The organism is Mycobacterium sp. KBS0706 (genome assembly GCF_005938675.2).
Classification (GTDB): Bacteria; Pseudomonadota; Alphaproteobacteria; order DSM-16000; family Inquilinaceae; genus Inquilinus.
Window position 1 is genome coordinate 13,497 of the sequence record NZ_VCCH02000043.1, and the last position, 24,421, is coordinate 37,917.

22 protein-coding genes are annotated in these 24,421 nt (G+C 68.8%); 12 read left to right on the forward strand and 10 right to left on the reverse strand.

Annotation, left to right across the window (positions count from 1 at the left end; translation table 11 throughout):
• The first annotated feature begins 129 nt into the window (after positions 1-129).
• The 4 genes from FFK22_RS22475 to FFK22_RS22490 are packed head-to-tail and all read left to right on the forward strand — an operon-like array spanning position 130 to position 4,061.
• Entirely contained in the window at positions 130-2,022 is a 1,893-nt protein-coding gene (locus FFK22_RS22475) for a M6 family metalloprotease domain-containing protein (protein WP_138886595.1), read from the forward strand.
• A complete protein-coding gene (locus tag FFK22_RS22480; protein WP_138886594.1) occupies positions 2,019-2,837 on the forward strand; it encodes a hypothetical protein in 819 nt (272 codons plus the stop codon). Before FFK22_RS22475 ends, FFK22_RS22480 begins: the two co-directional genes overlap by 4 nt.
• Complete coding sequence (locus tag FFK22_RS22485; protein WP_138886593.1) at positions 2,834-3,838, forward strand: RimK family alpha-L-glutamate ligase; 1,005 nt, start codon at positions 2,834-2,836, stop codon at positions 3,836-3,838. The genes FFK22_RS22480 and FFK22_RS22485 overlap by 4 nt, the downstream gene beginning before the upstream one ends.
• A 13-nt stretch (positions 3,839-3,851) precedes the next feature.
• Positions 3,852-4,061, forward strand: a complete 210-nt coding sequence (locus FFK22_RS22490; RefSeq protein WP_138886592.1) for a hypothetical protein — start codon at positions 3,852-3,854, stop codon at positions 4,059-4,061.
• A 706-nt stretch (positions 4,062-4,767) separates the two neighbouring features.
• On the opposite strand, the gene FFK22_RS22495 is transcribed toward FFK22_RS22490, so the two are convergent.
• The 8 genes from FFK22_RS22495 to FFK22_RS22530 form a co-directional block, all read right to left on the reverse strand.
• Positions 4,768-5,766, reverse strand: coding sequence for a Gfo/Idh/MocA family protein (locus FFK22_RS22495; RefSeq protein WP_138886591.1), 999 nt, complete (start codon positions 5,764-5,766; stop codon positions 4,768-4,770).
• Positions 5,763-6,647, reverse strand: a complete 885-nt coding sequence (locus FFK22_RS22500) for a sugar phosphate isomerase/epimerase (protein ID WP_138886590.1) — start codon at positions 6,645-6,647, stop codon at positions 5,763-5,765. The genes FFK22_RS22495 and FFK22_RS22500 overlap by 4 nt, the downstream gene beginning before the upstream one ends.
• 29 nt (positions 6,648-6,676) lie before the next feature.
• Positions 6,677-7,513: a carbohydrate ABC transporter permease gene (locus FFK22_RS22505; RefSeq protein ID WP_138886589.1), complete on the reverse strand. Its 837-nt coding sequence runs from the start codon at positions 7,511-7,513 to the stop codon at positions 6,677-6,679.
• Positions 7,513-8,430, reverse strand: coding sequence for a carbohydrate ABC transporter permease (locus FFK22_RS22510; protein ID WP_138886588.1), 918 nt, complete (start codon positions 8,428-8,430; stop codon positions 7,513-7,515). Before FFK22_RS22510 ends, FFK22_RS22505 begins: the two co-directional genes overlap by 1 nt.
• Before the next feature lie 16 nt (positions 8,431-8,446).
• The gene (locus FFK22_RS22515) at positions 8,447-9,661 is read right to left on the reverse strand and encodes a sugar ABC transporter substrate-binding protein (protein ID WP_138886587.1); all 1,215 of its coding nucleotides are present in this window, start codon (positions 9,659-9,661) and stop codon (positions 8,447-8,449) included.
• A gap of 17 nt (positions 9,662-9,678) precedes the next feature.
• A complete protein-coding gene (locus FFK22_RS22520) occupies positions 9,679-10,641 on the reverse strand; it encodes an alpha/beta hydrolase fold domain-containing protein (protein ID WP_138886586.1) in 963 nt (320 codons plus the stop codon).
• Complete coding sequence (locus FFK22_RS22525; protein WP_138886585.1) at positions 10,638-11,321, reverse strand: GntR family transcriptional regulator; 684 nt, start codon at positions 11,319-11,321, stop codon at positions 10,638-10,640. The genes FFK22_RS22520 and FFK22_RS22525 overlap by 4 nt, the downstream gene beginning before the upstream one ends.
• A gap of 91 nt (positions 11,322-11,412) precedes the next feature.
• Positions 11,413-12,171, reverse strand: a complete 759-nt coding sequence (locus tag FFK22_RS22530; RefSeq protein ID WP_186002590.1) for an IclR family transcriptional regulator — start codon at positions 12,169-12,171, stop codon at positions 11,413-11,415.
• 142 nt (positions 12,172-12,313) lie between these two features.
• Between FFK22_RS22530 and FFK22_RS22535 the strand changes: the two genes are divergently transcribed.
• The 8 genes from FFK22_RS22535 (at position 12,314) to FFK22_RS22570 (ending at position 22,310) form a co-directional block, all read left to right on the forward strand.
• A complete protein-coding gene (locus FFK22_RS22535; RefSeq protein ID WP_221938779.1) occupies positions 12,314-13,378 on the forward strand; it encodes a succinylglutamate desuccinylase/aspartoacylase family protein in 1,065 nt (354 codons plus the stop codon).
• Positions 13,375-14,316: a threonine/serine dehydratase gene (locus tag FFK22_RS22540; protein ID WP_138886583.1), complete on the forward strand. Its 942-nt coding sequence runs from the start codon at positions 13,375-13,377 to the stop codon at positions 14,314-14,316. Before FFK22_RS22535 ends, FFK22_RS22540 begins: the two co-directional genes overlap by 4 nt.
• A gap of 74 nt (positions 14,317-14,390) precedes the next feature.
• The gene (locus FFK22_RS22545) at positions 14,391-15,413 is read left to right on the forward strand and encodes a sugar ABC transporter substrate-binding protein (RefSeq protein ID WP_138886582.1); all 1,023 of its coding nucleotides are present in this window, start codon (positions 14,391-14,393) and stop codon (positions 15,411-15,413) included.
• A 29-nt stretch (positions 15,414-15,442) separates the two neighbouring features.
• Positions 15,443-18,010 (forward strand): ATP-binding cassette domain-containing protein, encoded by a 2,568-nt coding sequence (locus tag FFK22_RS22550; RefSeq protein WP_138886581.1) that lies wholly within the window; start codon positions 15,443-15,445, stop codon positions 18,008-18,010.
• 5 nt (positions 18,011-18,015) lie between these two features.
• Positions 18,016-19,026: a Gfo/Idh/MocA family protein gene (locus tag FFK22_RS22555; protein ID WP_186002591.1), complete on the forward strand. Its 1,011-nt coding sequence runs from the start codon at positions 18,016-18,018 to the stop codon at positions 19,024-19,026.
• A gap of 14 nt (positions 19,027-19,040) precedes the next feature.
• Positions 19,041-20,009 (forward strand): ABC transporter permease, encoded by a 969-nt coding sequence (locus FFK22_RS22560; RefSeq protein ID WP_138886579.1) that lies wholly within the window; start codon positions 19,041-19,043, stop codon positions 20,007-20,009.
• Positions 20,006-20,788, forward strand: a complete 783-nt coding sequence (locus FFK22_RS22565; RefSeq protein WP_138886578.1) for a creatininase family protein — start codon at positions 20,006-20,008, stop codon at positions 20,786-20,788. The genes FFK22_RS22560 and FFK22_RS22565 overlap by 4 nt, the downstream gene beginning before the upstream one ends.
• 28 nt (positions 20,789-20,816) lie before the next feature.
• Positions 20,817-22,310, forward strand: coding sequence for an aldehyde dehydrogenase (locus FFK22_RS22570; protein WP_186002592.1), 1,494 nt, complete (start codon positions 20,817-20,819; stop codon positions 22,308-22,310).
• Positions 22,311-22,319: 9 nt separating this feature from the next.
• On the opposite strand, the gene FFK22_RS22575 is transcribed toward FFK22_RS22570, so the two are convergent.
• Both FFK22_RS22575 and FFK22_RS22580 read right to left on the reverse strand, forming a co-directional pair.
• Positions 22,320-23,150, reverse strand: a complete 831-nt coding sequence (locus FFK22_RS22575) for a phosphoenolpyruvate hydrolase family protein (protein WP_138886576.1) — start codon at positions 23,148-23,150, stop codon at positions 22,320-22,322.
• Between the two features lie 17 nt (positions 23,151-23,167).
• Positions 23,168-24,364, reverse strand: a complete 1,197-nt coding sequence (locus FFK22_RS22580) for a Tm-1-like ATP-binding domain-containing protein (protein ID WP_138886575.1) — start codon at positions 24,362-24,364, stop codon at positions 23,168-23,170.
• Between the last annotated feature and the right edge of the window lie 57 nt (positions 24,365-24,421).

Below are 24,421 nucleotides of genomic sequence, written 5' to 3' on the forward strand. Positions count from 1 at the left end.
GGCCGGCCGGGCCGGCGCTTCGTGCCGGACTTCATTTTTGAATCGTCATCCGATCGCAGTCTGAAAACGACGCAACACTGGTACTGATCGAAACGATTCCGAAAATCACGATATTGGGGAGGATGTTCTATGACGAATCACGATAGTCGCAGATGCGAGCATCATCGCATCCGAACAGCCATCGCTGTGTGGTCGGATTTTTGTGCGGTGGCCCCGAGCCCAGAACTGAAGGATCGCTTGAAAGCCGACTTGGCTGACGCGAAGAAGAAGTCAAAGTCCCCGCTCGCAGCAGCCTTTGGTCTCGCCAAAGGCCCACGTCGCTTGGGCTTTGACGATGGAGTAATCGTGCCACCGGATAAATTCCCGGTTGGGACGCCTTTTTCACTAATTCGTTCTGCGGCAGCCGATCGGGCACCGCTTCACGGAACCTTGCGTGTGGTCGTCGTGCTGGTGCAGTTTTCCGATCACGCGATGGCGCAGGCCGTGGCCCATTTCGACGACATCTTCTTCTCGACCGGTGTGCTCCCGAACGGCAGCGTTAAGGAGTACTATCGGGACGTCACGGGAGGACTGGTCGATATCGTTGGCGAGGTAGTCGGACCATATCAGTTGCCTCAGACACTCGCCTGGTACGCCAACAACAACTTCGGCATCGGCCGCCCCTCCGGTACGCCGCGCGCAAACATTATGGCGCGGGACGCCGCTGTCGCGGCGAATCCTCATGTAAACTTTGGCTTATATGACAACGACGGCAACGGCTACATCGACGCGTTTATTGTTGTGCATGCCGGCCAGGGTGGCGAGCAGACAGGAAATCCCAATGACATCTGGTCCCACAAGTGGACGCTTCCCTCGGCTTATGCCGCAGACGGCAAGCAGATCTTTGCGTACCTGACAATCCCAGAGGACGCACGGATCGGGGTTTGCGCGCATGAACTCGGCCATCTCCTTTTTGGTTTCCCTGATCTCTATGATACCGACGACACGTCCGAGGGCATCGGCAATTGGTGCCTGATGGCGGGCGGTTCGTGGAATGGCGGCGGCGACGTGCCTGCGCATCCCTCGGCATGGTGCAAGGTCCAGCAGGCCTGGGCGACCGTCACCAACATCTCGACCAATGGCGCGATCTCTATTCCGGACGTCAAGGTGAGCCGGAATATCCATCGCCTGTGGAAGGATGGCGCTGGGGGTTCGGAATACTTCCTGCTGGAGAATCGGCAGCGCACCGGATACGACGCGGGCCTGCCAGGCGATGGTCTACTGATTTGGCACATCGACGAAGCGCAATCGGGCAACACCGACGAGAACCATTACAAGGTCGCGCTGATGCAGGCCGACGGCCAACGCGATATGGAACTCGACAACAATCGTGGAGACGCCGGCGATCCCTACCCGGGCAACGCGGGCAACACATCATTCAATGCGACATCGACCCCAAACTCGAAGTCGTACGCAGGGCAGGACACCTGTGTATCTGTTGTCGGTATTTCGGCATCGGGCGCGACGATGACCGCGACTGCCGCCGTGCGATGTGGAAAGTCGATCGTCAAGGACAGCAAGGACCTGAAGGACCGCATCAAGGATGGCAAGGAGCTCGCCAAAGACCGCAAAGATCGCAAGGATCTCAGGGATCTTAAGGAACCGGTGAAGGAGGGCGCGAAAGATCGCAAAGATCTCAAAGACCGGATCGAGGGCAAGCCCATCACCAAGGAGATTCGTGACGGGGGCGTCGGCAAGACCTCCAAGGATTTTGCCGAGGGGCCCGGTGGCGGAGGTGGCGGCTTCGGCGAGAGCGAGCCATCACTCGATGTGCGCCAGTCAGTCGCGGAACTCGAAGCGAGGTTAACGGCCATTGAAAGCGCGCTGGGCTGGGGCGGGACCACGGAGCCATTCATCGGCAGCGACGTGCGGCCCGATCTTGTCGGCGGCCCAGACTATACGCGGGCCGGCGACCTGCAGGAGAGGATGGCCGCCGGCGATCGCGATGCGAAGCTTGCTTTCGACACGTTGCCCCCGTCGTGATCCCGACGGTCCTGATCCTCGCGCACGGCTACGATACTGGTGCTATTTCGGTGGCAGGATGGCTTGCGCGCAAGCTCAGGCCCGAGGCAGTGCGAGTCATATGCCCAGAGGCGTTGAGTCTGGCTCTCTGGTCGCATCGGGTTGATGCGCGCGGCAAGGCATCAACCCGACTCGTGCTGCCACACGCCGGGTCCTTTGCAACTTCCCAACTGGCCGCAGTGTTCAACCGTATCCAGTACCTCCCGCTCCCGCGATTCAATCGGGCAACGCCCAAGGATCGAGATTACGCCAGCGCCGAGCTTCAAGCTGTGATGGTGAGCTGGTTAGCTGAACTGGGCGACCGCGCGGTGCATAATGTGCGGCGTCACCCTTGGCTGTCACCCTCGCTGCCTTTGCTGCATTGGGCGCGGGCCACCGCCGCTTGCGGGCTGCCGGTGGCAGCGCATGTTGTGGCGAACTCGCCGCGAGTGGGGGCGAGCCCGGGGAATCCACCACTCACCTCAGTTACCGACGGCCAATTTGCTAACTCGAGAGTCGCTCGTGATCGTCGCAACGGCCTGGACAATGGTGTCCTCATGGGTACGGTGCTGGTCGCGGGCGAAGAGGCCGGAGGACAGCTGGCCGATCGCTGGGGCTCAAATTGCATCGAGGCGGCCAAGTCACTCGACTTCCCGCTGCTGGAGTTCCGGTTCGCACTGGAGGACCGGGAGATGGTCCTGGTTGCCGTGGACCCGTTGCCCACACTAATCGACCCCTGGGCCACAGCCCTCGCGGGTCGCCTGCTTTGCACCCTCGCAAGGGAGGCATCGCAGTGATCCTCATCTATGGACGAATCGATGATCCCCCCTTGGCAGGTGCCATTGAGGCGTTGCAGGAGGCCGGCGCGCCGTATGTTCTCCTCGAGCAAACTGCGCTCGATCGAGAGGGGCTTCGAATCGAAGTGGGACAGAAAGGCGTCGATGGCGTTCTCGTTGCCGCCGGAGAGGTGATTGCCCTCGAACGCTTCCATAGCATCTATGCCCGGCCGCTCGAATTGCAACCGCCCGTATTCGATCCGGCGGGAGCATCGCGGGCGCGGCTGCTTCATGAGCAGTTGTTCGAATGGCTGGATGTGGCCAACGCGCTGGTGGTGAATCGGCCTCGAGCAATGCAGTCCAACGCCTCCAAGCCGCTGCAGGCGCAGCTGATCGGCGCAGCAGGATTCGAAGTCCCAGAGACATTGGTAACAAGTAACCCTGAAGAGGTTCGCGCCTTCTGGCAGGAGCATGGTCGCGTCGTATACAAATCCGCCTCCGGCGTACGCTCGATCGTGCAGGAATTCCAAGAGCGCGACGTTGCACGCCTGGCGCGTCTAGCCGCCCTGCCAGTGCAGTTTCAAGCCTACGTGCCTGGCGTGGATGTGCGGGTGCATGTGGTCGGTCGTCGCGCGTTCGCCGCGACGATCGATAGCCCCGTGATCGACTATCGGTATGCGGCGCGCGAGGGCGCAATGGCTACACTGGAGCGAACCGATCTGCCTCGATCGGTCGCCGCGCGATGCGTTGCACTGGCGCGGCAGATGGACCTACCACTCGCCGGTATCGATCTGCGGCGGCGGCCGGACGGGCAATACATCTGCTTTGAGGTGAATCCAATGCCGGCCTATACTTATTTTGAGGCCCATACCGGGCTACCAATCGGCCGTGCGCTCGCTCAACTCCTGATCTCGGGTGAGGGCAAGGAAAGTGCGGGGCTCCACCGTGGTGCAGGCAGTCGAAAATCTTACCGAAATTCACGGGAGGGTCATCTCGCGGCGACCTCATCCCAGGCTCGGTGACTATGACATAGTCATGCTTCACCTTGACCGTGCTGATGCGGTGCCGGGCAAGGCGAACCTGCTTGAGTCGCTGCTGGGCGGCTCCGTCGAGGTTGCGGTTCGTCGCGAGCTGCTTGGCGCGTCCGCGTCCGGCGCGCATATGCGTTGCCGTGCGAAGCGCACGCCGGATGGCGCGATGTGCGAGGCCCATCCCGCTCCGGGAAATTTTGAAGTCTCTCAATAGCCACTACTTGGTCTCGATGAAGCGTGAGATCTGCTAGTCGGGTAGAGCGCAGATAAATGAGCTGTGCCATCATTCGAATAATTTCATCGAGGGAGGCCGTATTGAAATTAATGCCTCCTCACATACTGTGACGCCTGTTTCTCTGATCATGTATTGAATTATCTTCTTCGATCTTCTGCGGGATGAAGCGGATAGCTCGATATACTCCCTGAGCGAGGCCCGGTTTCGATGCCAGCTCGGCCGAAGCGGATGTTCGCTCTGGACGAGCTCAAGGGGCATCCAAGCGTCAGCGGAGGGGACGAGCCGGACTCCGCACGATAGGCCGTCCGGCTGCAGGAGCGCGACATCGACACGCTGCTCGACACCGCGAGCACCGAGAAGGCCATGGTCCGCCTCTGCCGCTCCCTCGCCATCGACTCCGACATCCGCCTCGAGAACGGCCCCGCCGCCCTGCTCGACAGCAGCCGAGCGCCGTCGCCGTTGGAGCCAGATGATTTTGGATCAGGTCACGGGGATCGCAGCGGGCGTCGCCTCTCCCGTTTGCGAGACCTTTTCAAAACCTCCATTCCCTCACCGTCATTGCGAGCGCAGCGAAGCAATCCAGGGGCCGCTCGCCGTGACCCCTGGATTGCTTCGTCGGCTTCGCCTCCTCGCAATGACGGTTTTTCGTAGGCGAAGGAAGTGTCTGATCACAAGCTCGCCAGCATTACCCCTCGATCTGCCGCCGCAGCGTCTCCAGATGGCGCATGGCGGTGACGCCGTCGCGGATGGTGGGGGCGTCGGCCGCCTCGCCGCGGAAGGCCTTCAGCGTCACCTCCAGCAAAGCGTGGTAGCCCTTCACGTCCTCGTTGGCGGCGGCGGTGAAGTTGGGCGACCAGGTCAGGGCGTCCTGGGTGTCGGACAGGGTGGCGCCGAGGTCCTGGGTCTTGAAGGCCGGGTCGCGGTAGTAGGTCACGTCGATGACGTTGCGCACCTCCAGCCGGCGGTGGTCGCCCATGACCTGGACGAACTCCATCGGCGTGCCGCGCGACTGCACCGTACCCATGACGATGGTGCCGATGGCGCCGCTGTCGAAGCCCAGCGCGATGTGCATCAGCAGGCGGCCGGGTCCGTTCTCGACCTTGCGGGCAGAAATCTCGCGGATCGGCGAGGCCGCCAGGAAGGCCGGCAGGTCCATGTAGTGGACGCAGTGATGCAGGAAGAAGCCGGAATAGTCGACCGCGCCGCGGAAATAGGTCGGCGCCGTCATGTAGGAGCCGTAGAAGCCCAGCACCGGGCCGAACTCGCCGCCGCGGACGATGTTGCCGGCGATGCGGTTGCCGATCGACCAGCGCTTCATGAAGCCGAGCACCAGCGGCTTGCCGGCACGCTCGGACGCCGCCAGCAGCTCCTCGGCCTTGGCGGCGGTGCCGCCGGGCGGCTTCTCCATGAACACCGGTAGCCCCTTGGCCAGCGCGGCGAGGCCGATGGCGTGGTGCGCCGCCGGGCCGACCGCCATGCCGACCGCGTCCAGCCCGGGATGGGCCAGCAGGTCGCGGTGGTCGGCATAGGTGGCGCGGACGCCGAACTGGCGGGCGGCGCGGGCCAGGTTGGCGCCGTCGACATCGCACAGCGCCGCCAGCTCGACGTCGTGGCGCGTCAGCTGCGGCAGCAGCATCTGGGTGGCATGGGTGCCGCAGCCGATCCAGCCGATCTTCAGCGTCATCGCCGGTGTCCTCCCATCGCCAGCGCGCCGCGCAGCAGGGCCAGGCTCTGCGTCAGCTTCTCCGTCTCGTCCTCATGCGGCGGCCGCCACTGCGCGATCGGCACGCCGAAGCGGTCGTCGTCGCGGCGGAACGGCTCGACCGAGATCGGCCCGTCATAGCCGACATCGGCCAGCGCCCGCGCCACCGCCACCCAGTCGGTGGCGCCGGTGCCGACGAAGCCGCGATGGTTCTCATTGGCCTGGAAATGCACGAAGCGGTCGCCGGCCTGGCGGATCGCCTCGGCGATGTCGGCCTCCTCCATATGCATGTGGAAGGTGTCGAGCATCAGCCGCACCTCCGGCCGGCCGACCCGGTCGATCAGTTCCAGCCCCTGGCGGGTGGTGCACAGGATGTCGGTCTCGAACCGGTTCAGCGGCTCCACCGCCAGCGTCACCCCATGGTCGCGGGTGGCGTCAGCGGCCCGGCGCAGCCCGTCGACGCACCAATCCTGCCGGCGCAGGCGCAGATCCTCCGGCACCGGCGCCGGCGGCCGCCCGGCGAAGACCAGCGGGTTGCCGTAGAGCGGGCCGCCGATGATGCGGGCGCCCAACGCCTCGGCGCAGCCGGCGGCATAGCGCAGATAGTCGACGCCGGCCTCGCGCGCGGCGGCCTCGTCGCCGGTCAGGTTGCGCTGCAGGTTGACCCGGGCGGCCAGCACGACGGACAGGCCGGCGCCTTCGATCGCCCGGCGGGTCTCGGCGAGGTCCAATTCGCCCGGCTCCGGCACCAGCAGCTCGATGAAGTCGTAGCCCATCGCACGGATCCGCTCGAACCAGCCGAAATGCTCGGCGGTAAAGGGGCGCGCGACTTGCATGGAGATCAGGCCGATCGGGTTCGGCATGGAGGGGGTCACTTTCGGTCGAGGGTCGGTCATCCCTTCACGGCGCCTTGGGTCAGGCCGCCGATCAGGCGTTTCTGGACGAGCAGGAACAGGATGGTGGCGGGCAGGGCGCCGACCACGCCGCCGGCGGTCAAGAGGCCCCATTCGATCTGGTATTCGCCGATCAGGGTCTGGATCGCGACGGTCATGGTGCGGACGGTGCGGCCGCCCAGCGTCAGGGCGTAGAGGTATTCGTTCCAGGCGGTGATGAAGATGTAGATCCCGGTCGCCACCAGCCCGGGGACGCACAGCGGCAGGATCACCCGCCACAGCGCGCCGAGCCGCGAGCAGCCATCGGTCATCGCCGCCTCGTCGAGGCTCTTCGGGATGGCGTCGATGTAGCTCGTCATCATCCAGATGGCGAAGGGGATGGCGACGGTGGCGTTGGCGATGATCAGCGCGACATGGGTGTCGATCAGGCCCAGCCGCCGCATCAGCACGAACAGCGGCAGGATCAGCAGCACGACCGGGAACATGTTGATGACCAGGAACTGGACCATCAGCAGCCGACGCCCGGCGAAGCGGAAGCGCGAGAAGGCATAGGCGGCGGTGACGCTCAGCGTCAGCCCGACTGCGACCGTGCCCAACGCCACGATCAGGCTGTGGCCCATGTTCAGCAGGAAGCTGGTGCGGCCGAACAGCCGCTCATAGCTGGCGCTGGTCCAGGCCGACGGGTCGACGGCGACGCCGCGGCCGACGATGTCGTCCGGCGGCGTCAGCGAGGTCAGCGCCATCCACAGATAGGGGCCCAGCGCGAAGCCCGCGATCAGCAGCATCGGCAGGTGGATCAGGCCGATGCGCTGCCAGGGAGAGCTGCGGGTGACCATCAGTCCATCGCCCTCGTGGTGCGCCGTAGATAGACCAGGACGAAGCCGGCCAGCAGCAGGGTGAAGATCACCGCCAGGGCCGAGCCGTAGCCGAAGTCGAGATTGGTCCTGGCCTTGATGAAGGCGTAGAGCGGCAGGGTGTGGGTGGCGTAGCCCGGGCCGCCGCCGGTCATGACGAAGATGACGTCGATCGAGTTGGCGACCCAGATCAGCCGCAGCAGCGCCGCGGTCGCGATCACCCCGGCGATCGAGGGCAGGGTGATCCGCCAGAACTGCTGCCAGGGCGTGGCGCCGTCGATCGCTGCCGCCTCGTACAGGTCGCGCGGCACCGCCTGCAGCCCGGCCAGGATCATCACCGCGAAGAACGGGAAGCCCTGCCAGGTCAGGGTCAGGATGATGGCGTAGAGCGAGGTGCCGGGATCGGCCAGCCAAGGGAAGGCGCCCTGCAGCATGCCGAGGCGCACCAGCACGTCGTTCAGCACCCCGGCGTTCGGGTCGTAGATCCAGCGCCACATCAGGGCGATGACGACGCTGGGCAGCGCCCAGGGGATGATGACCACGGCCCGCGCCAGCGGCCGCCACCAGAAGCGCTGGTTCAGCAGCAGCGCGGTGACGAGGCCGAGCAGCAGCTGGGCCGGGACCGTGATCCCGACCCAGAGCGCGGTGTGCTGCAGCGAGGTCCAGAACACCGGGTCAGCCAGCGCCTTGGCGAAGTTGCCGAGCCCGGCGAAGGGCATCTGGTTCGGCCGGAACAGCACGAAGTCGTGCAGGCTCAGGACCAGCGCCTGCAGCATCGGCAGGAACACGATCAGCAGCGTGACCAGCACCGCCGGGCTCAGCAGCACATAGGGCAGGATCCGGGTCCGCGCCTTGCCGCGGACCGGGGCCCTCCGTGCCGTCGCTAGGGTCATCGACATAAGCCTCGTCCTCGCCTTACGGGGCGTAGAGCTGCTCGATCTCCTGCATCATCTGCTCCGGCGTGATCTCGCCGGTCAGGGCCCGCTGCATCGCCGCCGGCCACACCGTGTTGACGAAATCCGCGGTCTGCGAGACGGCCGGCAGGCTGTGGGCGAAGGGCAGGGACTGCACCGTGGCGTCGACGAAGCGCTTCTCGTGCAGCGTCCAGCTGGCCGCGCCGCTCTTGGTCACGGGCAGCTGGCCGGTCGCCTTGTTGAACTCGACATTGGCGTCGCCGCTGGCCAGGAAGGCGATCCATTTCCAGGCCGCGTCCTTGTCCTCGGCCGAGGACAGCACGGCCAGGGATTCGTCGCCATAGGAGGTCCAGCGGCCGCCATTGCATTCCGGCACCGGCACGGCGGAGACCTTGTCGCCCAGCGCCTTCACCATGCCGGCGGAGGAGCCGATATGGTGGATCGTCATCGCCGTGCGGCCCTGCTGGAAGGCGGCGATGATCTCCTGGAACCCGTCATTCGGGGCCGAGGGCGGGAACAGCTTCTGGTTGCGGAAGAGATCGACCAGCCAGGTGTTGGCGGCGACCACCGGCTGGCTGGTCAGCCCGCCCTTCTCGAATTTGGCGCCAGCCGACAGGACGAACGGCCCCCAATGGTCATAGCCGCCCTTGCCGCCGCGGAAGCCGAAGCCCCAGATGTCCGGCTGGCCGTCGCCATTGGTGTCGCGGGTCAGCGCCTTGGCCGCTTTGGCGAAGTCGTCGCAGGTCTTCGGCGGCTGCAGCCCGGCCTCGGCGAACAGGTCGGCGCGGTAGTAGAGGTAGGAGACGACGTACTGGACCGGCAGGTAGTACTGCTTGCCGTCCGGCCCGCCATTGATCTTCAGCAGGTCGTCCTGCAGGTCGGCCTTGCCGTCCCAGCCGGCGACCCGGTCGTCGATCGGCTCCAGCGCCCCCATCTCCACCAGCCGCGGCTGGGCGAACAGCTTCACCATCGCCGCATCCGGCGCGTTGCCGCCGGCGATCGCGGTGTAGAGGTTGTCGTAATAGCTGTTCCAGGGGATGTTCTCGGCCTCGACCTTGATCCCCGGATTGGCCGCCTCGAACTTGGCGACCAGATCGGCCACCGGATTGTCCGGATTGTCGAAATGGTACCAGAAGCGGACTGTGCTCTCGGCCTGCGCCGACCCGGCGGCCAGCGCCAGCAGCGCGGCGAGCGCCGCGCCCTGCATCTTCCTCATGACGTATCCTCCTCCGTTTATGCGTTTTCGTTGAAGCGCCGGGCCCAGGCCCCGGCTTCGGCGAAGGCCGTTCGGGCCTCCGCCAGCGCGCTCGTCATCTGCATGAAGCCGTGGATGACGCCGCGATGGGCCCGCACCGGATCGGACCGGCTGAGCGCCTGCAGCCGCGCCCCGAGCATCAGCGTGTCGCCGAGCAGCGGGTCCAGCCCGGCGGCGTTGAGATAGAGGGGCGGCAGCGCCCGCAGCGCGGCGTCCGGGGCGGTGAGGGGAGAGACCGCCGGCTCTCCCCATGTGGCGGGATCGGGCGCGTACCAGTCCCGGTACCGTATCATCTTCGCGGTGGTCAGCCCGTAGCCGCCGGGGCCGAAGCGCCGGTGGGAGTCGGTGTCGTGGTCAACGGCATAGACGCCGTAGAACAGCAGCCCGAACTCCGGCAGCCGCCGGCCGGATTCCTGCTCGCGCAGCATCAGCGCCAGCGCCAGGTTGGCGCCGGCGGAATCGCCCGAGATGCCAGCCGGACCTGTGAGTCTATGCTCCGCCAGCACCTCCGGCAGCGCCCGCCAGGCCGCCACGGAATCGTCCAGCCCGGCGGGGTAGGGATGCTCCGGCGCCAGGCGGTAATCGACGCCGATCACGGCCATGCCCGTCGCCTCGGCCAGGCAGCGCATCGCCCGGTCATGGGTGTCGAGGCTGCAGAAGGCCCAGCCGCCGCCATGGATATAGAGGATCGCGCCGCGCGCCGATGGTGGCCGGAACAGCCGGGCAGGGCGGGGGCCTGCGCCGCCCGGCAACGTCAGCGTCGCCGTCTCCATCGGCGGCAGGTCCCGGTTCCAGCGCCGGTTGCCCGCTTCCGCCTGGGCCCGGCCTTCGGCGGCCGGCAGAGTCATCGGGTCCGGCAGGTGCCCGTCCTCAGCTGCGAGGCGCGCCATGATCGCCGCCATCTCGGGGTTCGGGGCGTCGTTCGGGTCGAAACCGCTCATGCCTTGGGTCCCTCGGGTGCGGCGCCGAAGATCGACGGGCCAACATCGACGATGGTCTCGATGTGATGGCCGATGGCGGCAACGGCCGCGGCCTCGTCCCGCGCCGCCAGCGCCTCGACGATGGTCCAGTGCCGCTTGGCCGTGGCCGTCAGGTCGCGCCGCTCGCCGCTGCGGGTGATCTTGAAGCGGTGGTTGTGCAGGATGCAGCGGTGCAGCAGCGGCTCCACCGCCGGCAGGCCGGCGGCCCGGAACAATCGCCGGTGGAAGGCGCGGTCCAGCTCGGTCTGGCCGTATTCGTCGCCGGCCAGCGCCTTCGCCTCCATGCCCTCGATCAGGGCGGTGAGGTCCGGCAGCAAGGTGGGGTCGGGATGGCGCAGGGCGCGGGCGATGCCGCGGGTCTCGATGCCGTGGCGCAGCCGGAACATCTCGACCGCCTCGTCCTCGGTGCAGTCGGCGACCCGCGTTCCCCGGTGCGGCAGGCGATGCACCAGCCCTTCCTCCTGCAGCGCCAGCAGCGCCTCGCGCACCGTGCCCTGGCTGCACTGGAAGCGCTGCGCCAGCTCGAGCTCCAGCAGGGCGATCCCGGGCGCGACCTCACCCAGCATGATCATGCGCTTGAGGCCGTCGAAGACCTCCGCGCTCTTGCCGGGCCGCATGCCGTCCTGCGCGATGGCGAGCATCTCCGTCCCTGACTCGAATTATCGATATTGATAACGATATCGATAATTCGGCAATGCGCAAGCCTGTATCACGCCGCCGCGCCGGCCGCCCTCAGGCGGCGGCCTGACTGATAACAGTGCAGGCGCGCTTCAGGGCATCGAGGGCGTCCATCAGCCGGGCCTCCTGGCCGTGCCGCTTGATGCAGGTGATGATGATGCTGGCGACGGCATGGCCGCCGCGGTCCAGGATCGGGCAGCAGATGTCGGTGAGGCCGACGAAGTCCCGGCTCTCATGCAGCTCGAAGCCGCGGCCGCGGATGCCGTCCAGCGACGCCCGGAGCTCCTCCTCCGTCACCCGGCCCTGGGCCTGGGGCAGGCTTTCGCGGATCAGGCGCTGCTGCACCTCCGGCGGCTGGAAGGCGACGATCACCTGGCCCGAGGTCGCGTCCACCGCCGGCCGGTTGAAGCCGAGATTGAGGGTGAAGCTGATGTCCGGCTCGCCGGAGACCGAGGCCAGCACGACCGTCCGGCCGCGATACAGCACCACCAGATGGGCGGAATGGCCGGTCTCGGCCGCCAGCGCGTTCATCACCGGCACGGCCTCGGTCACCAGGTTGCGCACCCGCGGCGTGCGCAGCCCCAGCGAGAACAGCCGGTTGGTCAGGGTCAGGTCGTCGCTGGCCGGGTCGCGGGCGAGGTAGTCCCGCTCCAGCAGCACCATGACCATGCGGAAGATCTCGCTCTTCGACCGGCCCAGCTCGTCGGCGATGCGGGTCAGCGACAGCGGCTCGTCCCGGCTGGCCAGCAGCTCCAGGATGTCCAGGCCCTTCTCCAGCGCCGGCGCCGAATAGGCCGCCTTCTTCTCCGTCACCTTTGACCCCCAAGCGATTCCGGCCGGACTGTATCGCTGCAACCGGCGCTCTGATGAATGTTTTATATATGATGTTGACATCACCAATGAAACAACCCTAGCGTTTCATCACAGGCGGCAGCGACCGCCGAAGGAGGCGCTGGTGGAAAGCATCGAGACCGTGGCGGTGGGGTCGAGCAGGGGCGGGGCGGCCGTGCGTCGCAGCACCGCCTTCACCGACATCGATTTCGATAAGCCGGGTCGGCAGGTCGGCTTCTTCCACATCCCGCAATCGCCGGACGACGACGCCTGGGGCACGGTGCGCATCCCGCTGGCGGTGATCGCCAACGGCACCGGGCCGACCGTGATCCTCGAGGGCGGCAACCACGGCGACGAATATGAGGGGCCGATCACCCTCGGCGAGATCATCCGCGACCTCGACCCCGGCACGATCCAGGGCCGGCTGATCCTGATCCCGGCGATCAACCTGCCGGCGGTGGTGGCGGGCAAGCGCACCTCGCCGGTCGACGGGCTGAACTTCAACCGCACCTTCCCGGGCGACCCGGCCGGCACCATCACCCGGCAGATCTCGGCCTATGTGCAGGATGTGCTGCTGCCGCGCGGCGACGCCTTCCTCGACCTGCATTCCGGCGGCTCGTCCCTCGACATCCTGCCCAGCGCCATCGTCGAGCCGGCGCCCGATCCCGCGCATCAGCGGCGCAACATCGACGCCGTGCTGGCCTTCGGCGCGCCGATCACCGTCGTGGTCGACAATCTGGGCGAGCCGCGCACCGCCACCGCCGCCGCCGTCGCCGCCGGGCTGACCGTGGTCGGCACCGAGATGGCGGGGGCGGGGACGGTGTCGCTCGATGCGCTCGACATCTGCCGCCGCGGCGTGCGCAGCGTGCTGGCCCATCTCGGCGTGCTCGACCCATCCTTCGCCGCGCCGCGACGTGCCGATCCGAAGGTCTATGAGGTGGCGGGCGCGTCCTCCTATGTCCTCGCCGGCGACGACGGGGTGTTCGAGCCCTATCACCGCGACGGCGCGGAGGTGCAGGCCGGACAGCCCGCCGGGCGTATCCATTTCCTGCATGATCCCGGCCGCGCGCCGGCTGAGCTGCGCTACGGCGCCGACGGCATCGTCTATGCCCGCCGCCAGCCCGGCCGGGTGCGGCCCGGCAATTGCTGCCTGGTCGTCGCCTCGCCCTATGGCGGGAGCCTCGGATGATCGGCTTCCGCGACATCGAGGCCGCGGCCGGCCGGATCCGCGGCCATGTCCGGCGCACCCCGCTGGTCCGGGCCGATCAGCTGCTGCAGGCGCCGACGGCGGCGCCGCTGTGGCTCAAGCTGGAATGCCTGCAGGTCACCGGCTCGTTCAAGGCGCGCGGGGCGACCAACCGGCTCTTGGCCGCCGACCCGGCGTCGCTGGCCCGCGGCATCGTCACCGCCTCCGGCGGCAATCACGGTCTGGCGGTGGCCCGGGCCGGGCATCTCGCCCGGGTGACGACCACCGTGTTCCTGCCCGGCAACGCCTCGCCGGCCAAGCGCACCAAGCTGGCCGGCTGGGGCGCGGAGGTCCGGATCGAGGGCACGGTGTGGGACGAATCCGATCGCGCCGCCCGCGCCTTCGCCGAGCAGACCGGCGCGGTCTACTTCCACCCCTTCGCAGATCCCGAGGTGGTGGCGGGGCAGGGCACGGTGGCGCTGGAGATCGCCGAGGACCTGCCGGAGGCCAGCCTGTTCCTGATCGCGATCGGCGGCGGCGGCCTCGCCGCCGGCATGGCCACGGCGATCCGCGCGCTGCAGCCGAAGGCGCGGATCATCGGCATCGAGCCGGTCGGCTCCCCGACCCTGCAGGCAAGCCTTCAGGCGGGGCAGGTGGTGACGCTCGGCGCCGTCACCACCGCGGTGCCGACCATGGCCTGCGGCCGCACCGACCCGCGCGTCTTCGACATCATCCGCCGAACCGTCGACGAGGTGGTGCTGATCGAGGACCGCGACATGGAGCGGGCGGCACGCTGGCTATGGTTCGAGCTCGGCCTCGCCGCCGATCTCAGCGGCGCCGCCTCGGTCGCGGCGCTGCAATCCGGCCGGGTGGTGCCGCGCGACGGCGACGTCGTCTGCGGCCTGGTCTGCGGCGCGGGGTCGGACGGCCTCGCCGCCTGAACGCGGCGCCCGGAGGGCAAAGCCTTCCCAACAACAAGCAAGTGCAACCGAGGCTTCACAGGAGGACGAGAACCATGATGAAACATGTGCTGTCGGGCGTGGCCCTCACCGCGGTCCTGGCCCTGTCGGGCCTCGCATCCGCCGCCGAGCCGGTGCTCGGCCTCGCCGCCATCGACCTGCAGAACTCCTTCTTCGTGCGGATGAAGGAGGCGGGCGACACCGCAGCCACGGATTACGGCGTCAAGACGACCTGGCAAAGCGCCGAGGGCAGCCTGGAGAAGCAGGTCGCCATCATCGAGAACTTCATCAACCAGAAGGTCGACGCCATCCTGGTCGACCCGCTGGACAAGAACGCCCTGCTGCCGGTGATCAAGAAGGCCGAGGCGGCCAAGATCCCGGTCATCACCATGGGCAACAAGGTCGAGGGCGGCTGGAACACCTCGACCCTGTATCCGGACCAGGAGAACATGTCGATGGTGGCCCGCGCGCTGGGCCAGACCCTCGGCGGCGAGGGCGAGGTCGGCCTGCTGGTCGGCACCCGCGGCAACTTCGTGTCCGACACCCGCGAGAAGGCCTTCACCGAGACCCTGGCCAAGGAGTTCCCGAACATCAAGCTGGTCGGCATCCAGCCCACCGGCTGGGATTCGGCCAAGGCCACGGATGCGGCCCAGACCTGGCTGACCACCTATCCCGACCTGAAGGCCGTCGGCTGCATCTCGGATTCGATGTGCCTCGCCGCCAGCGCCGTGGCCCAGGCGATGGACCGCAAGCTGCTCTATGCCGGCTATGACGGCGACGAGGAGATGCACCCGCTGCTCGATGACGGGTCGATGGTGATGGACGTCCTGACCGGCGCCTACCGGGTCGGCTACTGGAACATCGCGGTGGCGGCGCGGCTGGCCAAGGGCGAGAGCATGCCCAAGGACCTGTACATGCCGACCTATTTCGTCACCTCCGACGCCGCCGCCCAGGCGCTGGCCGGCAAGGGGCTAAAATTCGAGCACATCACGCCGGAGGCCGCGACCAAAGCGGCCAAGGCCTATACCGAGCAGCTGGGGCCGAAGCAGCCGACCTCCGCCATGACCGTCGCGAAGTGAGGGGAGGGGCGAAGGACGGGGAGCGGGCGATGCCTTCGAAACCGGCGGATGCCGCCACGGCGCGGCGCCTGTCGCTGGCCGGCACGGGCTTCGGCAACGACCTGGTGCTGGCCGGGCTGATCCTGCTGGTGCTGGTCGGGTTTGGCCTCGCCGGACCCCGCTTCCTGTCCTTCGCCAACCTCGTCTCGATCGGCCAGCAGACCGCGGTGATCGCCATCGTCGGTTTCGCCATGACCGCGGTGATCATCGCCCGCGGCATCGACATCTCGGTCGGCAGCACGCTCGCGATCGCCGGCATCGTCGCCGCCCAGGCCTATGGCGCCACCGGGTCGCCGCTGCTCGGGATCCTGGCGGCGCTGGCCGCCGGCGGCGCCATCGGGCTGATCAACGGCCTGCTGATCAGCGCCGTCGGCATCAGCCCGTTCATCGCCACTTTGGCGACGCTGGCGGCGGGGAAGGGGGCGGCGCTCAGCCTGTCCGGCGCCTCCAGCATCCCGGTCGACAGCCCGGTGCTGCTCTGGGCCGGCGGCGCCGACATCGCCGGCTTCCCCGTGTCCCTGCTGCTGGCCCTGCTGCTGCTCGCCGGCTGGTGGGTGCTGCTGCACCGGACGGTGCTGGGCCGCTGGATCTTCGCGGTCGGCGGCAATGCCGGCGCGGCCCGGGCCTCGCTGATCCCGGTCCGCACGGTGCAGACCCTGACCTATGTCCTGGCCGGCATGTCGGCCGGGCTGGGCGCGGTCGTGATCATCGGCCGCCTCGGCTCGGCCCAGCCGCTGGCCGGCACCGGCCTCGAATTCGCGGCGATCACCGCCGCCATCGTCGGCGGCACCAAGCTGTCGGGCGGCGAGGGCAGCGTCACCGGCACGGCCTTGGGGGCGTTGCTGCTCGGCGCCATCAACACCGGCCTGTCCTTCCTGCAGGTGCCGCAGCAGGCGATCTACATCGTCACCGGCGGGCTGGTGCTGTTCGCGGTACTGCTGAGCCAGCGCGACCGGCTGGCCGCCACCGTGGCGAAGTGGCGCCGCCGCAGCCGCGCCGCCCACACGGTGGAGGAGGCGGCCGTGCCGCGCTGTCTGGACCGGCACGAGCTGCGCATCGTCGGGCTCGGCAAGATCTTCCCCGGCGTCAAGGCGCTGGAGGGCGTGGCCTTCGATATCCGCGCCGGCGAGGTGGTGGCGCTGGCGGGCGAGAACGGCGCCGGCAAGTCGACCCTGGTGAAGTGCCTGTCCGGCGTGCACCAGCCGGACGAGGGCGGGCTGATCCTGGACGGCCGCCCGGTCCGGCTGCGCACCCCGGCCGAGGCGGCGGCCGCCGGCATCGCCGTGATCCACCAGCATTTCAGCCTGGTGCCCGACCTGACCGTGGCCGAGAACCTGTTCCTGGGGCGCGAGCCGGGCGGCATCGCGCTGCGCCGGGCCGAGATGCGGCGCAAGGCGCGCGAGGTGATCGACCAGTTCGGCCTCGGCCTCAGGCCCGACGACCGGGTCGGCACCCTGACCGTCGGCCAGCGCCAGATGGTCGAGATCGCCAAGTCGATGCTGTCCGAGGCCTGGCTGGTGATCATGGACGAGCCGACCAGCGCCCTGTCGACCCGCGAGCGCGATCGCCTCTACGAGCTGATCGGCCGGATGAAGGGGATCGGCTGCGCCATCCTCTACATCTCGCACAAGATGGAGGAGATCTTCACCCTGGCCGACCGCGCCGTGGTGCTGCGCGACGGCCGCTTCGTCGGCGACCGCGCGATCCGCGACCTCGACGAGCCGGCGCTGATCGGGATGATGGTCGGCCGCGACATCGGCAACGTCTTCCCGCACCGGCCGGTGCCGCGCGGCGACCTGCTGGTCGCGGTCGACGACATCGCCGATGGCGGCCTGCTGCGCTCGGCCAGCCTGACCGTGCATGCGGGCGAGGTGGTGGCCCTGGCCGGGCTGATGGGCAGCGGCCGGTCCGAGGTGATGCGCTGCATCGCCGGCCTGTCCGCCCACCGCGCCGGCACGATCCGGATCGGCGGCGCGGACCTGCCGGCCGGCGATGCCCGCCGGGCCAATGCGCTGGGCGTCGCCTATGTGCCGGAGGACCGGCATCTCGAAGGCTTCGTCGGGCCGATGTCGATCCAGGACAACGTCACCCTGGCCTGGATCCGGGCCCGGTCCGCGCTCGGCCTGGTGCGGCCTTCGGCTTTGGCGGCCGAGGCGGGGCGGCTGATCCGGCAGCTCGGCGTCCGGCCGCCCGATCCGCGCAAGCGCGTCGGCGACCTGTCCGGCGGCAACCAGCAGAAGGTGGTGATCGGCAAATGGCTGGCGACGCGCCCGCGGGTGCTGCTGCTGGACGAGCCGACGCGCGGCGTCGATGTCGGCGCGAAGTCGGAGCTGCACGCTTTGATCGCCGAGCTGAAGGCGCAGGGCGCCGGGATCCTGATGGTGTCGAGCGAACTGCCCGAGGTGCTGGGCGTCGCCGACCGCATCGTGGTGATGCATGAGGGCCGCACCGCCGGCGAGCTGCCGCGCGGCGCGACCGAGACCGAGGTGATGGCGCTGGCCTTCGGCCGCAGCGCCGAGGTGCCTCGCCCGACGAAACAGGAGAGGGTAGCGGGATGAGCAGGATGAGATTGGCCATCGTCGGCGCCGGCTTCATGGGGCAGTTCCACGCCCAGGCGATCGCCGGGCTGGAGACGGCGACCCTGTCGGCGGTCGTCGACCTGTCGGCGGAACTCGGCCGCAAGACCGCCGACCAGTATGGCGCCCGACATTTCAGCGACGTCCAGGCGGCGCTGGCCGCCGATGCCGCCGACGCCTATGTCGTGGCGCTGCCGGACACGCTGCACCAGGACGTCACCTGCGCCCTGCTCGAGGCCGGCAAGCCGGTGCTGGTCGAGAAGCCGATGGCGCACACGCTGGAGGCGGCGAAGGCCATGGCGGCGGCGGAGAAGAAGGGTGGGGGCCGGCTGCTGGTGGCCCATATCCTGCGCCACGACCCGCGCTACGTGCAGGCGGCGGAGGCAGTGCGCGCCGGCAGGATCGGCGACCCGATCCATGCCAGCTCCGGCCGGTTCACCGTGCGCGACATCGGCACCCGCATGAACGGCTCCTCCAGCGTCTGCTTCTATCTCGGCGTGCACGACGTCGACGCGCTGCAATGGATCAGCGGCGCCGACGTCACCCGGGTGTATTCCCGCGCCGTCTCCAAGCTGATGCCCAGCCTCGGCGTCCAGTCCGAGGACGCAATCTTCACCACCTGCGACATGTCGAACGGCATGGTCGGCCAGCTCTATTTCGGCTGGTCGCTGCCGAGCGACATCCCGACCGGGATTTGGGCCCGGACCGAGGTGATCGGCACCAAGGGCGTGGTCGACCTCGACGTCCGCGACCACGGCCTGCGCGTGCTGTCCAGCGGCGCCTGGAGCCTGCCGGACGGGCTGCACTGGCCGACGGTCAACGGCCGGATCATGGGCGACCTGTATGAGGAGTTGCGCCACTTCGTCCAGGCGGTGCGCGAGGACAAGCCCTTCGTCATGTCGGTGCCCGAGGCGCTGCGCGCCGTCGCGGTCAACGACGCGATCCGGCGCAGCGTCGCCAGCGGCCAGCCCGAAACGGTCGCCGACTGGCGCGGCTGACCGGGGCCCGGCCGATGCACAGCCGCTGGCTCCGCCGCGCCCTCGACCTCGCGCCGCTGCTGCTGTTGATCCTGCTGGTGGCGGCGTTCGGCCTGATCGATGCGCGGGTGGTGACGCCCGACAGCCTGCGCAATGTGCTGGCCCAGGCCACGCCGGTGGCGCTGCTGGGGCTCGGCGCCTTCGTGGTGCTGCTGACCGGGGGCATCGACCTCTCGGCCGGGGTGGCGGTGGCCTTTTGCAGCGTGGTGATGGCGGGTCGGCTGGACGCCGGCGATCCGCTGGCCCTGGCCCTGCTGGCCGGCCTCGCCACCATGGCGCTGCTGGGGCTGCTGAACGGCCTCCTGGTCGGCTATCTGCGCGTGCCGCCCTTCGTCGTCACCCTCGCCACCATGGTGGCGGTGCAGGGCGCGACCTTGTGGGTGGCGCAGAAGGGCGTGCTGATCCTGAAGAGCCCGACCCTGAAGGATATCGGCGTCGGGCAGACGGCCGGGGCGCCGAACTCCGTGCTGCTGGTCGGGCTGATCGCCATCGGCGCCTGGGCACTGATGCGCTGGACCCGCTTCGGCCTGCGCACCTACGCCATCGGCTCCGACCCCGCCGCGGCGCAACTGGCCGGGGTGCCGCTGCCGCGGCAGCAGCTGCTGACCTATGTCGTCGCCGCCATCTTCACCTTCCTGACCGCGGTGCTGATGATCAGCCGGGTGCCGGTCGTCACCCCCAATCTCGGGGGCACGCCGCTGCTGCTCGACGCCATCGCCGCGGCGGTGCTGGGCGGCACCAGCATCTTCGGCGGCCGCGGCACGGTGGCCGGGGTGGTGATCGGCGCCGTGATCGTCAGCCTCCTGACCAATGCCCTGCGCGTCTTCGGCGTGGATCCGTCCAGCATCGATCTGTTCAAGGGCGCGATCATCGTCCTGGCGCTGATCGCCGACGCCGGGATCCGGATGCTGCGCCTGCGCCTCGATGAAGGACGTATCGGATGAGTTCGCCCCCCTTCGCTCCCGGCCCCGGCCGCCTGGCCTGGAGCCCGTCGCCGGAGCTCGGCGCCCTCGGCAAGGGCCGCGGCGCCGTGCTGGTGCCGACCGGCGCCGTGGAGCAGCACGGGCCGCATCTCGCCACCGGCGTCGACATCTGGCTGGCGACGGCGGTGGCGCTCGGCGTCGCCGGTCGCGACCCCTCGGTCCGGGTGGCGGAGCCGATCTCCTACGGCTCCTCGGCGCATCACCTGGCCTTCCCGGGCACGATCAGCCTGCGGCCCTCGACCTTCATCGCCATCGTCGTCGATGTCTGCCGGTCGCTCGCCCGCGACCGCTTCTTCCCGATCGTGCTGAACGGCCATGGCGGCAACCGCGGCGCGCTGCAGGTGGCGGTGTCGGAACTCGGCGCCGACGGGGTGCGCAGCGCCGCCTTCTCCTATTTCGACCTGATCCGTGAGGATGCGGCGGCGATCCTGCCCGATGCCGACCAGGGCTGCGGCCATGCCTGCGCGCTGGAGACCTCGCTGATGCTGCACCTGTTCCCGGGCTCGGCGCGGGCGGAGGCGATCCCGGCGGGCGGCACGCCGTCCTGCTGGCCCGATCCGCATCTCTATTCCCCCAGCCCGATCACGGTCTGGCGCGGCTTCGAGGAGATCAACCCGACCGGGGTGATCGGCCGCCCCGCCGACGCCACCGCCGAGGCCGGGGCGAAGCTCTATGACGCCGCCGTCTCCCGGTCGCTGGAGGCGGTGCTGCGCCTGAGAGACGGCTTCGCCAAGGTCTGATCCTTCCCCTCCAACCGAGATGGTTCCCATGAAGACGATCAAGGGCCTGAAGGTCACCACCGCGCCCTCCGGCGCCACGGTCAGCCGCATGCGCATCGGTGGGCGCTGGGAGGAGGGCGGCTCCGGCGAGTTCCTCGAGGTCACCAGCCCGGCCACCGGGGCGGTGGTCGGCTTCGTGCCGCTCGGCACCCGCACGGACGCGCAGCGGGCGATCGCCGCGGCCCAGGCGGCGAAGCTGAAGATCGCCGGCCTGTCGGTGTGGGAGCGGTCGAAGCTGTGCTTCGCCGTCGCCGACGCCATCGAGAAGCGCAAGGAGGCGCTGGCCCGCACCCTGTGCCTGGAGCAGGGCAAGCCCTACCACGCCGAGGCGCTGGGCGAGGCCGGCGCTGCGGTCGCCGCCTTCCGCAACGCCGGCGAGCAGATCAAGTGGCTGGAGACGGCGTGCTTCCCGGTCGAGGACCGCAACAAGCGCGCCTTCAGCTTCCTGCAGCCCAAGGGGGTGTTCGGCATCGTCACGCCCTGGAACTTCCCGTTGGCGCTGCCGTCGATCTATTACCTCGCCCCCGGCCTGGCCACCGGCAACGCCATGGTCTGGGTGCCGGCGCCGACCACCTCGATCATCGCCGAGAAGCTGATGGAATGCCTGATCGAGGCCGGCGTGCCGGATGGTGTCGTCAACCTCGTGATCGGCGACGGGCCGGAGGTCGGGGACGAGGTGGTGTCCAACCCCGGCACCGACGCGATCGCCTTCACCGGCAGCTCCGAGACCGGGCGGATCATCGCGTCCCGCGGCGCCGGCAAGCCGCTGATGGTGGAGCTGGGCGGCAACGGCCCGACCATCGTCCTGGCCGACGCCGATCTCGACACTGCCGCGGCGCGGGCGGCGGCGGGCTGCTTCGCCAATGCCGGCCAGATCTGCACCTCGACCGAGCGCATCCTGGTGGCCGACGCCGTGCACGACGCCTTCGTCGAGAAGCTGGTCGCGGCGGCCCGGGCGGTGCGGATGGGCGACCCGTTCGACCCCGCCACCACCATGGGCCCGCTGAACAACGAGCCGAACGCGCAGAAGGTCGACGCCCATCTCGCCGACGCCCGGCAGCGCGGCGCCTCGATCCTGTTCGGCGGCGGCCGGGCCGAAGGACTGGCGACCCGGCTGTACTACCAGCCGACGGTGATCGCCGACCTGTCGCCGGACAGTCTGCTGAATGTCGACGAGACCTTCGGCCCGGTGGTGCCGGTGCTGCGCTTCCGCGACGAGGAGGAGGCGCACCGCATTGTCAGCAAGAGCCGGCTCGGCCTGTCCGCCGCGGTCTTCACCCAGACCATCCGCCACGCCTTCCGCTGGGCGGAGGCGCTGAAGGTCGGCATCGTCAATGTCAACGAGATGAGCCCGTATTGGGAGACGCATATCCCGGCCGGCGGCGCGGCCGGGACCAGCAGCGGCATCGGCCGCACCGGCGGCCGTCACACGCTGCTGGAGATGTCGGACCTGAAGACGGTGACGATCGATATCAGCCGGTAGCTCCTGCCGTCAGAACGAAACCTGTTTGAAAGCCCTGGTCTGGGCGGTGAGGGCCTGTTCGGTCGGCAGCCGCTCCATCGAGCTGGCGCCGTAGAAGCCGTGGCAGTGGTGGCAACGCTGCAGGACATAGGCGGCGTCCTCCGGCATCGCGATCGGGCCGCCATGGCACAGCACGATGAGATCCGGGCGCACCGCCAGCGCCGCCGCGGCCCAGTCGTCGACCAGGGCGACGCAGTCGTCCAGCGTCTTGGCCGTCTCGGCACCGATCGCACCGCCGGTGGTCAGGCCCATATGCGGCACGATGATGTCAGCGCCGGCCTGTGCCATCGCCACCGCCTCCTGGGCCGAGAACACATAGGGCGTGGTCAAGAGGTCGAGAGCGCGGGCGCGGGCGATCATCTCGACCTCGAGACCATAGCCCATGCCGGTCTCCTCCAGGTTCTGGCGGAACACCCCGTCGATCAGGCCGACGGTCGGGAAGTTCTGCACCCCGGCGAAGCCCATGGCCTTGAGCTGGGACAGGAAGTGGTCGGTGAGCATGAACGGGTCGGTGCCGTTGACTCCGGCCAGCACCGGCGTCTGCTTCACCACCGGCAGCACCTCGCGCGCCATCTCGACCACGATCTCGTTGGCGTTGCCATAGGCGAGCAGCCCGGCGAGCGAGCCGCGGCCAGCCATGCGGTAGCGGCCGGAGTTGTAGATCACGATCAGGTCGATGCCGCCGGCCTCCTCGCATTTGGCGGACAGGCCGGTGCCGGCGCCGCCGCCGACGATCGGCTCGCGGCGTTCGACCATGCCACGGAACTTGGCCAGGAGGTCGGCGCGGGTGAAACGGGTCATGATATCGGTCCTTCGGATCACGGGGTGACGATCGCCCGGAACTCGCGCACGAGGGCGGCTGCGAATTCCGGGTCGTTGATATGCAGCGGCAGCTCGATCAGCTGCCGGTCGGCGGTCTGCCGCAGGTCGCGGCGCAGGGCCTGGAACAGGGCCTCGTCCGCGGCCGGGTCGTGGAACGGCTGGCCCGGCGCGTCGATGGCCGAGACGCCGCCGAGCGGCAGCAGGAAGCGCACCGGCCCGGGGCACAGGTTGAGCCGCGCGGCGATCCAGGCGCCGATCGCCGCATTCTCCTCCAGCGTCGTCCGCATCAGCGTCACCTGGGCGTTGTGGACATGCAGGCGCCGGCCGCGGAATTTCTCCGGCACCGTGTCCATCGCGCCGAAATTCACCATGTCGATGGCGCCGGTCGAGCCGACATAGGGCAGGCCGGTCCGGGCGATGGCGCCGAAGCGGTCCTCGCTGCAGGCGAAGACGCCGCCGACCAGGAAATCCGCGACCTCGGTGGTGGTGGCGTCGATCACGCCGCGCAGGAAGCCACCATCGGCCAGCTTCTCCATCGACTGGCCGCCGGTGCCGGTGGCGTGGAACACCAGGCAGTCATGGTCCTGCTCCAGCAGGCGGCGGATCTCGGTCACGCAGGGCGTGGTGACGCCGAACATGGTCATGCCGATCGCCGGCCGGTCGCCCGAGCCGGCAGGGGCCCGCCATGTCGCCATGCCGGCGACGGCATGGGCGGCATTGGCGATCACCCGACGGCTGATGGCGTTCAGCCCGGCGATGTCGACCACCGAATGCATCATCGTCAGGTCCGTCGCCCCGACATAGGGCGCGACATTGCCCGAGGCGACGGTCGACACCATCAGCTTCGGCAGACCGACCGGCAGGGCGCGCAGCGCCGCCGTCACCAGCGCCGTGTTGCCGGTGCCGCCCAGGCCCAGCACGGCGTCGATGTCATCGCGCGTCGCCAGATAGCGCGTCAGCGCGGCCGCCATCGCCGTCACCGCAACGCCACGGTCGGTGGCGCCGAGCACCGCGGCGGCGCCGTCCGGATGATGGCCGGCGACCTCGGCCGCGGTCACATCGGCCTCATCCCCGACGCTACGTGTGCCGACATCGACCAGCTGTGCCGCCACGCCGGCGGCCCGGATGCAGTCGCGGGCATAGGCCAGTTCCGCCGCCTTCGTGTCGCAGGTCCCGATCACCAGCACCGCCATGTCTTCCCTCCCTGTCTCCTGGCTTTCAAAAAGCATATTGCATATTGTGTATTCTTC

Excerpts from the sequence above, each read along its gene's own strand:
- FFK22_RS22520 (WP_138886586.1), bottom strand. The coding sequence starts at position 10,641 with ATGAGCGGTTTCGACCCGAACGACGCCCCGAACCCCGAGATGGCGGCG.
- FFK22_RS22540 (WP_138886583.1), top strand. The coding sequence starts at position 13,375 with ATGATCGGCTTCCGCGACATCGAGGCCGCGGCCGGCCGGATCCGCGGC.
- FFK22_RS22475 (WP_138886595.1), top strand. The coding sequence starts at position 130 with ATGACGAATCACGATAGTCGCAGATGCGAGCATCATCGCATCCGAACA.
- FFK22_RS22550 (WP_138886581.1), top strand. The coding sequence starts at position 15,443 with ATGCCTTCGAAACCGGCGGATGCCGCCACGGCGCGGCGCCTGTCGCTG.
- FFK22_RS22505 (WP_138886589.1), bottom strand. The coding sequence starts at position 7,513 with ATGGTCACCCGCAGCTCTCCCTGGCAGCGCATCGGCCTGATCCACCTG.
- FFK22_RS22545 (WP_138886582.1), top strand. The coding sequence starts at position 14,391 with ATGATGAAACATGTGCTGTCGGGCGTGGCCCTCACCGCGGTCCTGGCC.
- FFK22_RS22580 (WP_138886575.1), bottom strand. The coding sequence starts at position 24,364 with ATGGCGGTGCTGGTGATCGGGACCTGCGACACGAAGGCGGCGGAACTG.
- FFK22_RS22510 (WP_138886588.1), bottom strand. The coding sequence starts at position 8,430 with ATGTCGATGACCCTAGCGACGGCACGGAGGGCCCCGGTCCGCGGCAAG.
- FFK22_RS22570 (WP_186002592.1), top strand. The coding sequence starts at position 20,817 with ATGAAGACGATCAAGGGCCTGAAGGTCACCACCGCGCCCTCCGGCGCC.
- FFK22_RS22525 (WP_138886585.1), bottom strand. The coding sequence starts at position 11,321 with ATGCTCGCCATCGCGCAGGACGGCATGCGGCCCGGCAAGAGCGCGGAG.
- FFK22_RS22500 (WP_138886590.1), bottom strand. The coding sequence starts at position 6,647 with ATGCCGAACCCGATCGGCCTGATCTCCATGCAAGTCGCGCGCCCCTTT.
- FFK22_RS22560 (WP_138886579.1), top strand. The coding sequence starts at position 19,041 with ATGCACAGCCGCTGGCTCCGCCGCGCCCTCGACCTCGCGCCGCTGCTG.
- FFK22_RS22515 (WP_138886587.1), bottom strand. The coding sequence starts at position 9,661 with ATGAGGAAGATGCAGGGCGCGGCGCTCGCCGCGCTGCTGGCGCTGGCC.
- FFK22_RS22555 (WP_186002591.1), top strand. The coding sequence starts at position 18,016 with ATGAGATTGGCCATCGTCGGCGCCGGCTTCATGGGGCAGTTCCACGCC.
- FFK22_RS22565 (WP_138886578.1), top strand. The coding sequence starts at position 20,006 with ATGAGTTCGCCCCCCTTCGCTCCCGGCCCCGGCCGCCTGGCCTGGAGC.
- FFK22_RS22490 (WP_138886592.1), top strand. The coding sequence starts at position 3,852 with ATGCTTCACCTTGACCGTGCTGATGCGGTGCCGGGCAAGGCGAACCTG.
- FFK22_RS22575 (WP_138886576.1), bottom strand. The coding sequence starts at position 23,150 with ATGACCCGTTTCACCCGCGCCGACCTCCTGGCCAAGTTCCGTGGCATG.
- FFK22_RS22495 (WP_138886591.1), bottom strand. The coding sequence starts at position 5,766 with ATGACGCTGAAGATCGGCTGGATCGGCTGCGGCACCCATGCCACCCAG.